Below are 13,520 nucleotides of genomic sequence, written 5' to 3'. Positions count from 1 at the left end.
TGTAGCCGAATGCCCCGGCAAGGTCATGTGCCGGGCGGATGAAACGTGATCGTCGGCACCGGTACCGCCCGGGGCGGTACCGGTGCGCAGGGCTCAGCCCTGCTTGGCGACGAAATTCTCGTGGGCCTGGACCAGGATGCGCTTGGCCTCATCGGCGCCGCCCCAGCCTTCGATCTTGACCCACTTGCCCTTTTCCAGGTCCTTGTAGTGCTCGAAGAAGTGGCCGATGCGCTCCAGCCAGTGGCTGGACACCTGGCCGATGTCCTCGACGTGGGCGTAGCCGTTGAAGATCTTCGGCACCGGCACGGCCAGGATCTTCTCGTCGCTGCCGGCCTCGTCGCTCATCTTCAGCACGCCCACCGGGCGGCAGCGCACCACCGAGCCGGGCACCAGCGACAGCGGCAGCACCACCAGCACGTCGGCCGGGTCGCCGTCGCCGCACAGGGTGCTGGGCACGTAGCCGTAGTTGCAGGGGTAGCGCATCGGCGTGGACAGGATGCGGTCGACGAAGATCGCGCCGGAGTCCTTGTCCACCTCGTACTTCACCGGCTCCGAATCCTTCGGGATCTCGATGATGACGTTGATTTCTTCCGGCGGGTTCTTGCCCGCGGAGACGAGTTCCAGACCCATGCGCTGCTCCGAATCGTGCGTTTGACAGAAAGGCGGCATTCTACGCCTGCTGCTGGTGCGGCGCACCAAACGGTATCGGCGGACGGGACGGTGTGGTTCCCGGCCGCTCCCTTCCCCCAGGGGGGGGAAGGGAGCCGGGTTCCGGGGCGCCTTACAGCAGGGGCACCAGCAGCAGCGCCACGATGTTGATGATCTTGATCAGCGGGTTGATCGCCGGGCCGGCGGTGTCCTTGTAGGGGTCGCCGACGGTGTCGCCGGTGACCGCGGCCTTGTGCGCCTCGCTGCCCTTGCCGCCGAAGTGGCCGTCCTCGATGTACTTCTTGGCGTTGTCCCAGGCGCCGCCGCCGGTGGTCATCGAGATCGCCACGAACAGGCCAGTAACAATAGTGCCGATCAGCAGGCCGCCCAGCGCCTTCGGCCCCAGCAGCAGGCCGACCACCACCGGGACCACCACCGGCAGCAGCGATGGCACGATCATCTCCTTGATCGCCGAGCGGGTCAGCATGTCCACCGCCCTGTCGTACTGCGGCTTGCCGGTGCCCTGCATGATCCCGGCGATCTCGCGGAACTGGCGGCGCACTTCCTCCACCACCGCGCCGGCGGCGCGGCCCACCGCTTCCATCGCCATCGCGCCGAACAGGTAGGGGATCAGGCCGCCGATCAGCAGGCCGATGATCACCGTGTGGTCGGACAAGTCGAAGGCGAAGGTTTCGCCGGGGTTGGCGGCCTGCAGGTTGTGGGTGTAGTCGGCGAACAGCACCAGCGCGGCCAGTGCCGCCGAGCCTATCGCGTAGCCCTTGGTCACCGCCTTGGTGGTGTTGCCCACCGCGTCCAGCGGGTCGGTGATGTCGCGGATTTCGCTCGGCAGCTCGGCCATCTCGGCGATGCCGCCGGCGTTGTCGGTGATGGGGCCGTAGGCGTCGAGCGCGACGATCATGCCGGCCATCGACAGCATCGCGGTGGCGGCAATCGCAATGCCGTACAGCCCGCCGAAGTGGAACGCGCCCCAGATCGCCACGCACACCGCGATCACCGGCAGCGCGGTGGACTTCATCGACACGCCGAGGCCGGCGATGATGTTGGTGCCGTGGCCGGTGGTGGAGGCCTGCGCCACGTGCTGCACCGGCTTGTACTGGGTGCCGGTGTAGTACTCGGTGATCCACACGATCAGCCCGGTCAGCACCAACCCGATCAACGCGCAGAAATACAGGTTCGTGGCGCCGTAGCTGGAATCGGCCATCAGCTGCGTGGTCACCGGCCAGAACGCGATGGCGGCCAGCACGCCGGAGACGATCACGCCCTTGTAGAGCGCGCCCATGATCGAGCCGCCGGCCTTCACCTTGACGAAGAACGCGCCGATGATCGAGGCGATGATCGACACCCCGCCCAGCACCAGCGGGTACAGCACCGCGTTGCGGCCGACCTCGGCCAGCATCAGCCCGCCCAGCAGCATCGTGGCGATCACCGTCACCGCGTAGGTCTCGAACAGGTCGGCGGCCATGCCGGCGCAGTCGCCGACGTTGTCGCCGACGTTGTCGGCGATCACCGCCGGGTTGCGCGGGTCGTCCTCGGGGATGCCGGCCTCGACCTTGCCCACCAGGTCCGCGCCGACGTCCGCGCCCTTGGTGAAGATGCCGCCGCCCAGCCGCGCGAAGATCGAGATCAGCGAACTGCCGAACGCCAGCCCGACCAGCGCGTGCAGCGCCGCCTCGCCGGTCACGCCCAGGTGGCGGGTCAGCAGCAGGTAGTAGCCGGCCACGCCCAGCAGGCCCAGCCCGACCACCAGCATGCCGGTGATGGCGCCGCCGCGGAACGCCACGTCCATCGCCGCGCCGATGCCCTTGCGCGCGGCCTCGGCGGTGCGCACGTTGGCCCGCACCGACACGTTCATGCCGATGTAGCCGGCCGCGCCGGACAGCACCGCGCCGATGGCGAAGCCGACCGCCGTGTACCAGCTCAGGAACACGCCCACCAGCACGAACAGCACCACCCCGGCGATGGCGATGGTCAGGTACTGGCGGTTGAGGTAGGCGCGCGCGCCTTCCTGGATCGCCGAGGCGATCTCCTGCATGCGCGGGTTGCCGGCCGGCTGCCGCAGCACCCAGCGGGTGGAAATGAGACCGTAGACGATGGCGATGGCCGCGCAGGCCAACGCAATGACGAGACCGTGGTTTTCCAGCATGACCCCTCCAGCACAGGTGGATTCGTCCAGCGAAGCGCTGAACGCGGGACACGCCGGGGGTGAAGCACTGGAACAGACCCGGAGCCAAGCAGCGGCCGTGGTGCGTGTCGCGGTGTTCAACGTTTCCTGGAGCCGTGGCGAGTATGCGGTCAGGCGGCGTTCACTGTCATGACGCAGTGCGCTTGCCGTGCCGTTCAGCGGCGAACCGGCACCGTTCCGGTTCCGCAATGCGAACGAGGCAAAGCCGATGAACAACCGATGCAGGTGGTTGCCCGTCCTGCTGCTGGCGCCGCTGGCCGTGGCTGCGCGGGCGCAGGAAATCCAGCGCCCGCCGGCCGCCGCGCAGGCCGTGGACGTGCTGCATACCGTGCGGCAGGTTCCCGAGGCCTGCACCCGCATCGAAGGCCGCTTTACCGGCCAGGACGATGCGCCCTACGACATGCGGCTGGTGCGTCTCGGTGCGCAATGCCAGCCGCGCGCGGCTTGGCTGGATTTCGCGCAGGTCACGCCGGGTCAGGGCGGCTGGAAGCTCAACGACCGCATCCGGGTCCCGGCCGCGGAGTGCCCGGGGCAGCAGGCGCTGGTCGAGGTCTGGCGGCGTCCGGTCGAGCAGCCGCTGGACCGCGATGGTCAAGGTCAACTGCGGGTGTATCTGGATGAGGCACGCAAGCAGGCCGGGGCCGGACGACTGGCGGCATTGCCGGCCTATGCGGCGCGGCTGGAGATGGAGGGGCGGCCCTGCCGCTGAGCTGGATGAGTGTTTTCCGGGAACGCCCGTCCGCAGGTGCCGGGCTTGCCCGGCACGGGGCATTGCCGGGAAGGCCCCAATGCGTGGCAAGCCCCGCATCTACGGCAGGATGCCATCGCGATCAGCGCGACAGCATGTCCACGATCAGCTGGTTGGCGATTTCCAGCAGCAGGTAGTCGCCGCCATCGGTGCGCACCCATTGCTGGCCATGCGCGGGTTGGCGCAGGTGGTGGCGGTCCCAGTCGCGGACCACGTTGACCGGGCCGTCGTAGCGGCGGCCACGCTCCCAATGCGGATGGCTGCCATGACTGGCTGGATGGCCCTGCGCCGCGGCCCGGCGCCGCTGGATCGCCTCCTGCTCGCGCTGCCACGCCGCGTCGTGCCGGCGCTGCTGCTCGGCCCGGCGGCGCAGCTCCTGCTCCTGGCTGCGCTGCCAGGCTTCATCGCGCCGTCGTTGCTGCTCGGCGACACGGCGTTGCTGCGCTTCCTGACGCAGTTGTGCCGCTTCGCTGCGGCGCTGCTGCCGTTCGGCGAGGCGCCGCTGTTCTTCCTGCCGTTGGCGTTGCTGTTCCTGTTCGCGCCGGGCCTGTTCGCGCTGGCGCTGTTCCTCGCGGACCTGCCATTCGGGTTTGCCGGACGGGTCGTCGTTGCCGTGGCCCTGCCAGCGGCCATCGTCGTGGGCCATTGCCGGGGCCGTCCCGGCAAAGGCGGCGAGTGCGAGAACAAGGCCGGCGTTGCGCAGGCTGGGGAACATCGCTGTCTCCTGTCGTGGGGCCGGCACGCTGCCGGTGGTGCGAGGGTGCGGTGCGGCGGCCGGATGCCCGGCGCATCGCAGGGCGGTAAATGCTTTGCTCAGCCTTCCCACGCCGGCAGCTTCTTCGCCGCCGCCATGTTCTTCAGCGTCACGTACTTCGGCAGGCCGTCGCGGCCCCAAGGCAGCGGCGCCTCGCCGCGGATCAGCGGCTGCAGGTAGCGGCGCGCCTTGTCGGTGATGCCGAAGCCGTCCTTGCGGATGAAGCCGGCCGGCATCTTCTTCTCGTGGTTGGCCACCTTCGACAGCGGCGCGGCCTCGATCTTCCAGCGGTAGGGCGCGTCCGAGGTGCGCACGATCACCGGCATCACCGAGTTGCGCCCTTCCAGCGCGAACCGCACCGCGGCCTTGCCCACCGCCTGCGCCTGTTCCCAGTCGGTCTTGCTGGCGACGTGGCGGGCCGAGCGCTGCAGGTAGTCGGGCAGGGTCCAGTGCACCTTGTAGCCGAGCCCGGCCTTCACCCGGCCGGCGAGGTAGGAGGCCACGCCGCCGAGCTGGGTATGGCCGAACGAATCGGTGGCGCCGCCGGCATCGGCGACGAAGCGGCCATCGGCGGTGTGGATGCCTTCGCTGGCGACCACCACGCAGTAACCCACTTTCTCCACCACTTGTTTCACTTTGGTCAGGAACGCGGCCTCGTCATAGGCGCGCTCGGGCAGCAGGATGATCTGCGGCGCATCGTCGGGGTTCTCCCCGGCCAGCCCGGCCGCGGCGGCCAGCCAGCCGGCATGGCGGCCCATCGCCTCATAGATGAACACGCGGGTGGAGGTCTCGGCCATCGCCGCCACGTCCATCGCCGCCTCGCGCACCGACACCGCGGTGTACTTGGCCGCCGAGCCGAAGCCGGGGCAGGTGTCGGTGACGGCCAGGTCGTTGTCGATGGTCTTGGGCACGCCCACGCAGGTCAGTGGGTAGCCGAATTCCTTCGCCAGCTGCGACACCTTCAGCGCGGTGTCGGCCGAATCGTTGCCGCCGTTGTAGAGGAACCAGCGCACGTCGTGCACCCTGAGCACCTCCAGCAGCCGCTCGTACTTCGCCCGGTCCGCCTCCAGCGACTTGAGCTTGTAGCGGCACGAGCCGAACGCCCCGCCTGGGGTATGGGCGAGCGCGGCGATGCTGGCGGCCGCTTCCTTCGAGGTGTCGATCAGCTCCTCGCGCAGCGCGCCCAGGATGCCGTTGCGCGCGGCCAACACCTTGATTTTCTTCGCCCTGGCCTCGGTGATCACGGCAGAAGCGGTGGCGTTGATGACGGCGGTGACGCCACCGGACTGGGCGTAGAGCAAGGTGCCTTGGGACATGGGGAGACTCTCCGGGCGGGGGACATTTCCGGGACATTGGCCGGATGCGGTAAGCTGCGATATTGCGGTGCAGCGTGAATGAGCTCACAGGGGGCCCCTGAGTCTAACGCCGCTGTCCGTCCCGTTTCCTCAACATATTGGGAGTCAGGAATGCGATTGGTTCTGTTGGGACCGCCCGGTTCGGGCAAGGGCACGCAGGCAACCCGCCTGAAGGAAGAACTGCGGATTCCGCACATTTCCACCGGCGACCTGCTGCGCGCCGAAGTGGCCGCAGGCACCGAGCTGGGCAAGCAGGCCAAGGCGGTGATGGACGCCGGCAACCTGGTGTCCGACGACATCCTGCTCGGCATGCTCGAAGCACGCCTGGCCCAGGCCGACGTCGCCAATGGCTTCATCCTCGATGGCTACCCGCGCAACGTCGCCCAGGCCAACGCGCTGGGTGAACTGTTGGGCCGGCTGGACCAGCCGCTGGACGCCATCGTGCAGTTGGACGTGCCGACCGAACTGCTGGTCGAGCGCATCGCCGGCCGTGCCAAGGAACAGGGCCGCGCCGACGACAACCCCGAGTCGGTGCGCCAGCGCCTGCAGGTCTACAACGATTCCACCGCGCCGGTGATCGACTTCTACGCCGGCAAGGGCACGTTGGCCCGGGTCGATGGCGTGGGCGCGCTGGACGAAGTGCTGGCCCGCATCCTGGCCGCGATCAAGCGCTGATGCCGTTGCCGCTCCGGCTCGGCCGGAGCGGTCCGGGTTGGGCCCGGGCACGAAAACGAACGCCCCGGACCAGTGCATGGTCCGGGGCGTTCGTCTTGTAGGGGCCAGCAGGTGGGCGTGCTCAATGCCCCGCAGCATGAGCTCCCTGGGGATGGGCCTCTTGGGGAGTAGGACCTGAGGGATGCTGCGGCTGGCCGGGCCATTGTCCGGATCGGACACCGCGACGGGTATAGGAATTTTCCCTACACGACAGTGGGGAAAAGCGGACGCCGGGGCGCCGCATCGGTGACAATCGCCGCATGAGCAAGATCCACATCCTCGGCATTGCCGGTACTTTCATGGGGGGCGTGGCCGCACTGGCGCGTGAACTGGGGCATCGGGTCGAAGGCAGCGACCAAGCGGTCTACCCGCCGATGTCCACCCAACTGGAGACGCTGGGCATCGCCCTGTCGCAGGGCTATCTGCCCGGCAACATCGGCGACGATTGCGACGAGGTCGTCATCGGCAATGCGCTCTCGCGCGGCAACGCCGCCGTGGAAGCGGTGCTGGACGCGGGCCGCCGCTACACCAGCGGCGCGCAGTGGCTGGCGGAAAACGTGCTGCCCGGCCGCGACACGCTGGCGGTGGCCGGCACCCACGGCAAGACCACGACCACCACGATTCTGGCGTATTTGCTGGAAGCCGCCGGGCGCGAACCGGGGTTCCTGATTGGCGGTGTGGCGGAGGATTTCGGGGTTTCCGCAAGATTGGGGCGGGCTGTTGCCGCACCCTCTTCCGCCCCTGCGGGGCACCTTCCCCCGGAGGGGGAAGGAAACAAGGAGTCGATCCTGCCGGATCGACCGCTTTTTGTGGTGGAAGCCGACGAATACGACACCGCGTTCTTCGACAAGCGCAGCAAGTTCGTCCATTACCGGCCGCTGGTCGCCATCCTCAACAACCTGGAGTACGACCACGCCGACATCTTCCCGGATGTGGCCGCGATCCAGCGCCAGTTCCACCACCTGGTGCGCACCGTGCCCGGCCGTGGCCGGCTGGTCGTCAACGGCCATGACGCGCATCTGGCCGAAGTGCTGGCGATGGGTTGCTGGACGCCGGTGGAGCGTTTCGGCTTCGACGCCTCGTTCGAGTGGAGCGCGCGCAAGCTGGCCGACGACGGCAGCCGGTTCGCGGTGCTGCGCGGTGGCGAGCCGCTCGGCGTCGTGCAGTGGCCGCTGCTGGGCGACCACAACGTGCTCAACGGCCTGGCGGCGCTGGCGGCGTGCGCGGCGGTGGGGGTGGATGTCGCGGCGGTGATCCCGGCGTTGGCCGGGTTCCGCAGTGTCAAGCGCCGGCTGGAAGTGATCGGCGAACACGGCGGCATCACCGTCTACGACGACTTCGCCCACCACCCGACCGCGATCGCGACCACGCTCGCCGGCCTGCGCGCGAAGGTGGACGGGGCGCGCATCGTGGTGGCGATGGAACCGCGCAGCAACTCGATGCGGCTGGGCGCGCACGCCGATGCGCTGGCGCCGTCGCTGGATGTCGCCGACGCGGTGGTGTTCCTCGCGCGGCCGGAACTGCCGTGGGAGGCGGCCAAGGTGATCGCCGCGGTGCGTGGCGATGCGCAGGCGGTGGCCGATACCGATGCCCTGCTGGCGCGGCTGGGCGAGGTGGCACACGCCGGCGACCACGTGGTGTTCATGTCCAACGGCGGCTTCGACGGCGCGCCGCGGCGCTTCCTGGCGCAGTTGCAGGGCGGTCGATGACGGTGCAGGCGCTGCCGCTGTTTCCGCTGCACGCCACCTTGCTGCCCGGCGCCGCGCTCGGCCTGCGCGTGTTCGAGGCGCGTTACCTCGACCTGGTGCGCGAATGCGGGCGGCAGGGCAGCACCTTCGGCGTGTGCCCGATCCTGGAGGGCGAGGAAGTCGGCGCGCCGGCCACGCCGGCGGCGTGGGGCGTGGAGGCGCGCATCGAGGATTTCGACATGGGCGCCGACGGCGTGCTGCAGCTGAAGCTGCGCGGTGCGCGGCGCTTCCACGTGCTGAAGACGCACGTGCGCGACAACGGCCTGGTCATCGGCGAGGTCGAGTGGCGCCTGCCGGACGATGACGGCGAACTGCAACCCGAGCACGCACTGCTGGCGGTCCTGCTGGAACACATCCTCGAACAGGCCGGCAGCGAACTTGCCGGCGCCGGACAAGCGCAGATGGACCAAGCCGCATGGGTCGGCTGGCGGCTGGCCGAACTGCTGCCGCTGGAAGAAGAACAGCGCCTGCTGTTGTTGCAGGAGGACGACCCGTGCCGGCGGCTGGACCACCTGCTGGCATGGATTCCCGAATTCGATCCGCCCCCGGAAACCGATTTGTAGTGGTGGGGCTGGCCCGACCGCATCACGCGGTGCCGGGCTTCATCGGGAAGGCCCCATGCGGGGCAAGCCCCACATCTACGGCTGCGGTTCGCTGCGGATCATCAACAGCGGCACCCCGCTTTCCGGCAGCACCTGCTCGCGCGTTTCCACACCGTCCAGCGCCTGCCGCAGCGCCGCCAGCGCCGGCTCGGTGCCGGGCAACGGACGCCACAGGCCGAACAGCCGGAAATGGCGCTTGTAGTGCAGGGTCTGCGCGCTGCCCAGCCACAGCGGTGCCTGCCCGGGTTGCAACTGCGCCGGGGCCGGCCACAGGCGCAGCGCATACAACTCGTCGGCCCGGCTGCCGGGGCGCAGCATCAGCAGCGATTCGACGTGGGTGTCCAGCGTGGCCGGCAGCACCGGCACCTGTCCGGGCGCGGCCTTGCTGTCGAGCATCGCCAGGGCCTCCTGCCAACCGGCTTGGGCCTGCAGCTTCCAGCCGTGGCGTTCCAGTTGATGCTGCAGCGGCGCCAGCGGGCCGGCCACCTGCACGTCCAGCGGCCAGCGCAGGTCGTCGTCGAACTCGTTGCGGCGCGCCGGCAGTTCGCGCCAGCCGTCCTGCCACCAGTGCGCGGCATCCATCATCCGCGGCGCCTCGGCCACCGGCTCGAACTTGGCCAGCTTGCTCGGCACGTTGCGCGGCGCGTACCAGAACCCCGCCAGCAGGAAGATGCCATAGAACAGCCACGCCGCCGGCTTGACCCAGAACGAGCGGTTGAAGCGGCGGCGGTAGGCGATGCCCAGCACCAGCAGCCAGAAGATGCCGAACAGCATGCCGCCGATGACGTCGCTGACCCAGTGCGCGCCCAGGTAGATGCGGGCAAAGCCAATCACGGTGGCGACGATGCCCGACAGCAGGTACGGCCACACGCGGGTGCGGCCGGGCAGTTCACGGCCGATCAGCACGGCGAAGAAGCCGAAGGTGATGGTGGCCATCGTCACCGACACCGACGGGAAGCCGAAGCCGCTGCTGGCCGCCGGCGGCCGCACCACGTCCACGGTGGCGCCGAGCAGCTTGGTCAGCGCCAGGCCGAAGGCCAGCGCCGCCAGCCAGTGCGCGGCGGCCATCCAGCGCCGCCGCCACATCAGGTAGCCCATGCCGGCGGCGATGGCCGGCAGCAGCACCTGCCAGTCGCCCAGCGCGGCCAGCGCCGCCATCGGGTAGTCGGCCAGCGGGTTGCGCAGGGTCAGCATGAAGCGGTGCACGGCCAGGTCCAGCGCCAGCGGCTCGCCGTGGCCGACCACCACCATCAGCAGCGCGAACCAACCCCAGCCCAGCAGCAGCAACATCAGCGCCAGCATCGCCAGCGGCACCGACTCGCGCCGGCGCGGGTCGAACAGGTCGTTCCACCAGCGCCCGAGCAGGTGCGGGTGGCGCTGCGACCAGTGCAGCAGGCGCGCCAGCCAGCCGTCCATGCGCGCGGCCGACCAGCGGTAGCCGTACAGCACGGTGGCCCATACCAGCGCCAGCACCGCGCCGAGCAGGCCCACCACCAGGAACAGCCGCCCGGCCACCGCCGCCACCGCGTCGTAGGCCTGTCCCAGTGCCCAGCCCGGCAGCAGGAACAGCACCGCCCACGACAGGCAGGCGATGCCGCTGGCCTGCGCATAGCGCGCCAGCGGCATGTGCGCCATGCCGGCGATGGCCGGCACGAACGGGCGGATCGCGCCGACGTAGCGGGCCACGAGGATGCTCTTGAAGGCATTGCGCCGGAACAGCAGTTCGCCGCGTTCCAGCAACTGCGGGTAGCGGCTGAACGGCCACACCCCGCGCAGCCGTTCGCCCCAGCGCCGGCCGACCCAGTAGCTCAAGCCGTCGCCGGCGAACGCACCGAGCGTGGCGCAGGCCACCGCATAGGGGCCGGACAGCTCGCCCATGCCGATCAGCACGCCCACCGCGATCATCAGCGGCAATGCCGGCACGATCGCGCCGAGGATGATGACCGCGTCGCTGAAGGCGATGGCGAAGACGACCACGCCGGCCAGCGCGGGGTGTGCGGCGATCCAGGCCAGCAGGGAGTCGATCCAGGAATTCATCGCCGGATTATAAAAGGGCGGCGGTGTCGATCCGGTGGCCGGCGGCGATGATCCAGTCAGCGCACGTCCAATAAAATGCCGGGGTGATGAACCGCGACGACGACACCCGCATCCTCAAGTCCGACAGCTTCGGCCGCATCCTGCTGGTGCGCGACGGCGGGCGCCGTTTCGTGCGCCGCGACCTCGGCGCCACGCCGTGGTGGCTGCGCCTGCCGGCGTGGTGGCTGGCCCGGCGCGAGGCGCGCGCGCTGCGCAGGCTTGACGGCATGGCGGCGACCCCGCGGCTGCTCGGCTGGGACGGGCGCTGGCTGGACCGCAGCTACATGGAGGGCGCGGCCATGCACCAGCGCCCGCCGCGCGGCGACGTGGCCTGGTTCCGCGCCGCCCGGCGCCTGCTGCAGCAGGTGCACCGCAAGGGCATCGCCCACAACGACCTGGCCAAGGAAGCCAACTGGCTGGTGCGCGCCGACGGCTCGCCGGCGCTGATCGACTTCCAGCTCGCCGTCTGCGGCAACCCGCGCTCGCGCTGGATGCGCCTGCTCGCCCGCGAGGACCTGCGCCACCTGCTCAAGCACAAGCGCATGTATTGCCGTGATGCGTTGACGCCGGTGGAGCTGCGCCTGCTCAAGCGCCACTCGTGGGTGCGCGAGCTGTGGTTCGCCACCGGCAAGCCGGTGTACCGCTTCGTCACCCGCCGCATCCTGCATTGGGAAGACAACGAGGGGCAGGGGCCGAAGGCGTGATGGCTCCCGCAAGGCGGGAGCCATCACCCCGAAGTTGCTTCGCAACTTCGGGCCCCGGCCTTTGCCTTGCCTATCCCCTTAACAAAGGGGGCTCCACGCCGGAAAGGTAGGTCGGGGCTACGCCCCCGACGCTCCGGGCACCGCGGGAAAAGCACGTCGGGGACGTGGCCCCGACCTACGGTTGCTACTCTTCGCATTCCCTGTTGCCACGGTTCCCATGCCCATGTCCCTCGTCGGCAAAACCCTGTTCATCACCGGTGCCTCGCGCGGCATTGGCCTGGCCATCGCGCTGCGCGCCGCGCGCGACGGTGCCAACGTCGCCATCGCCGCCAAGTCGGCGGTACCCAATCCCAAGCTGCCCGGCACCATCCACAGCGCGGCCGAGGCGGTGACCGCGGCCGGCGGCACCGGGCTGGCGCTGAAATGCGACATCCGCGACGAGGACCAGGTACGCGCGGCGGTGGCGGCCACCGTCGATGCCTTCGGCGGCATCGACATCCTGGTCAACAACGCCAGCGCGATCTGGCTGCGCGGCGCGCTGGACACGCCGATGAAGCGCTTCGACCTGATGCAGCAGGTCAACGCACGCGGCAGCTTCCTGTGCGCGCAGGCCTGCCTGCCGCACCTGCTGCGCAGCGCCAACCCGCACATCCTCACCCTGGCGCCGCCGCCGTCGCTGGACCCGAAGTGGTGGGGGCCGCACACCGGCTACACCCTGGCCAAGATGGGCATGAGCTTCGTCACCCTCGGGCTGGCCGCCGAGTTCGGCCCGCAGGGCGTGGCGGTCAATGCGCTGTGGCCGCGCACGGTGATCGCCACCGATGCGATCAACATGATCCCCGGCGTCGATGCCGCCGGCTGCCGCCGCCCGGAGATCATGGCCGATGCCGCCCACGCGGTGCTGACGCGCCCGGCCGCCGGCTTCGGCGGGCAGTTCCTGATCGACGACGAGGTGCTGGCGCAGGCCGGCGTCACCGACCTGTCCGGCTACGCGGTCGATCCGTCGCGGCCGCTGCTGCCGGACTTGTTCCTCGGCTGACGCAGGCGGATGTCTCAGGGTTCCAGCGGCTCGGGCAACGCGTGCCCGCAGCGGTTGCAGTAGCGCGCGGCTGGCTCGTGGCCTTCGTGGCCGCAATCGGGGCAGCCGCGGTTGTCGCGGCGCTGCCGCTCCGCTTCGGCCTTGCGCATGCCGTTGGCCAGCTCGGCGGTGTAGATGCCGGTGGGCACGGCGATGATGCTGTAGCCGATCAGGATCAGCACCGAGGTGACGAACCGCCCCAGCGTGGTCTGCGGCACGATGTCGCCAAAGCCGACCGTGCCCATCGTCACCACCGCCCAGTACATGCTGGCCGGGATGTTGCTGAAGCCGTGGCCGGGGCCTTCGATCACGTACATCAGCGAGCCGGCGACGATGGCGATGGTGACCACCATCGACAGGAACAGCAGGATCTTGCGGCGGCTGCGCCACAGCGCCTGCATCAGGATGCCGCTCTCCTCGATGTAGCGGGTCAGCTTGAGGATGCGGAACACGCGCAGGATGCGCAGGGCGCGCACCACCAGCAGGGTCTGCGCGCCGGGCAGCAGCAGCGAGAGGTAGGTGGGCAGGATCGCCAGCAGGTCGATGACGCCCCAGATGCTGAGCGCGTAGCGCAGCGGCCGCCGCACCACCAGCAGCCGCAGCGTGTACTCGGCGGTGAACAGCAGGGTGAAGCCCCACTCGGCCACGTAGAACCACGACGCCCGGGCGGCGTGGATGTGCTGCACGCTGTCCAGCATCACCACCAGCACGCTGGCGACGATGGCATAGACCAGCAACAGGTCGAAGCGGCGCGATGGTGGCGTATCGCTGCGGTAGATGATGTCGAACCAGCGCTTGCGCCAGCCGGTCTCGGAGGCGGGGTTCAGTTGCGGGGCGGAGAACAGTCGCATGGCCGGCATTGTGCCGCAGCCGGCGCAATGGGGGACAAT

12 protein-coding genes are annotated in these 13,520 nt (G+C 69.6%); 6 read left to right on the top strand and 6 right to left on the bottom strand.

Features of this window, described 5'->3' with window-relative positions:
• Positions 1–93 precede the first annotated feature (93 nt).
• Positions 94–630, bottom strand: coding sequence for an inorganic diphosphatase (gene ppa, locus MIC98_RS15320; RefSeq protein ID WP_057639274.1), 537 nt, complete (start codon positions 628–630; stop codon positions 94–96).
• A 151-nt stretch (positions 631–781) separates the two neighbouring features.
• On the bottom strand, positions 782–2,812 hold the full coding sequence (locus MIC98_RS15315; protein WP_239737728.1) for a sodium-translocating pyrophosphatase: 2,031 nt from the start codon (positions 2,810–2,812) through the stop codon (positions 782–784).
• 247 nt (positions 2,813–3,059) lie between these two features.
• On the opposite strand from MIC98_RS15315, the gene MIC98_RS15310 reads away from it, so the two are divergent.
• Entirely contained in the window at positions 3,060–3,560 is a 501-nt protein-coding gene (locus MIC98_RS15310; protein WP_239737727.1) for a hypothetical protein, read from the top strand.
• Between the two features lie 121 nt (positions 3,561–3,681).
• On the opposite strand, the gene MIC98_RS15305 is transcribed toward MIC98_RS15310, so the two are convergent.
• Both MIC98_RS15305 and MIC98_RS15300 read right to left on the bottom strand, forming a co-directional pair.
• Positions 3,682–4,314 carry an RcnB family protein gene (locus tag MIC98_RS15305; protein ID WP_239737726.1) on the bottom strand — a complete coding sequence of 211 codons (633 nt, stop codon included), beginning with the start codon at positions 4,312–4,314 and terminating at the stop codon, positions 3,682–3,684.
• A 98-nt stretch (positions 4,315–4,412) separates the two neighbouring features.
• Entirely contained in the window at positions 4,413–5,669 is a 1,257-nt protein-coding gene (locus MIC98_RS15300) for a 6-phosphofructokinase (RefSeq protein ID WP_239737725.1), read from the bottom strand.
• Between the two features lie 150 nt (positions 5,670–5,819).
• Here MIC98_RS15300 and MIC98_RS15295 point away from each other — a divergent pair, with 150 nt between their 5' ends.
• The 3 genes from MIC98_RS15295 (at position 5,820) to MIC98_RS15285 (ending at position 8,733) form a co-directional block, all read left to right on the top strand.
• Positions 5,820–6,383, top strand: a complete 564-nt coding sequence (locus MIC98_RS15295) for an adenylate kinase (RefSeq protein WP_239737724.1) — start codon at positions 5,820–5,822, stop codon at positions 6,381–6,383.
• 299 nt (positions 6,384–6,682) lie between these two features.
• Entirely contained in the window at positions 6,683–8,131 is a 1,449-nt protein-coding gene (gene mpl, locus MIC98_RS15290) for a UDP-N-acetylmuramate:L-alanyl-gamma-D-glutamyl-meso-diaminopimelate ligase (RefSeq protein WP_239737723.1), read from the top strand.
• A complete protein-coding gene (locus MIC98_RS15285; RefSeq protein ID WP_239737722.1) occupies positions 8,128–8,733 on the top strand; it encodes an LON peptidase substrate-binding domain-containing protein in 606 nt (201 codons plus the stop codon). The genes mpl and MIC98_RS15285 overlap by 4 nt, the downstream gene beginning before the upstream one ends.
• 75 nt (positions 8,734–8,808) lie before the next feature.
• Here the strand turns inward: MIC98_RS15285 and MIC98_RS15280 are convergent, their stop codons facing one another.
• The gene (locus tag MIC98_RS15280) at positions 8,809–10,809 is read right to left on the bottom strand and encodes a bifunctional DedA family/phosphatase PAP2 family protein (RefSeq protein ID WP_239737721.1); all 2,001 of its coding nucleotides are present in this window, start codon (positions 10,807–10,809) and stop codon (positions 8,809–8,811) included.
• Between the two features lie 86 nt (positions 10,810–10,895).
• Between MIC98_RS15280 and MIC98_RS15275 the strand changes: the two genes are divergently transcribed.
• Together MIC98_RS15275 and MIC98_RS15270 are read left to right on the top strand one after the other, a co-directional pair.
• Positions 10,896–11,552, top strand: a complete 657-nt coding sequence (locus MIC98_RS15275; RefSeq protein ID WP_057639283.1) for a serine/threonine protein kinase — start codon at positions 10,896–10,898, stop codon at positions 11,550–11,552.
• A gap of 223 nt (positions 11,553–11,775) precedes the next feature.
• Positions 11,776–12,591, top strand: coding sequence for an NAD(P)-dependent oxidoreductase (locus tag MIC98_RS15270; protein ID WP_239737720.1), 816 nt, complete (start codon positions 11,776–11,778; stop codon positions 12,589–12,591).
• A gap of 14 nt (positions 12,592–12,605) precedes the next feature.
• Here MIC98_RS15270 and MIC98_RS15265 read toward each other — a convergent pair whose 3' ends face one another.
• Entirely contained in the window at positions 12,606–13,481 is an 876-nt protein-coding gene (locus tag MIC98_RS15265) for an ion transporter (RefSeq protein ID WP_239737719.1), read from the bottom strand.
• Positions 13,482–13,520 lie beyond the last annotated feature (39 nt).

The organism is Stenotrophomonas sp. NLF4-10 (assembly GCF_022359915.1).
Lineage (GTDB): Bacteria > Pseudomonadota > Gammaproteobacteria > Xanthomonadales > Xanthomonadaceae > Stenotrophomonas > Stenotrophomonas daejeonensis.
Note: the sequence above shows the minus strand (reverse complement) of the source record. Positions and strands in the feature narration are given on the sequence as shown.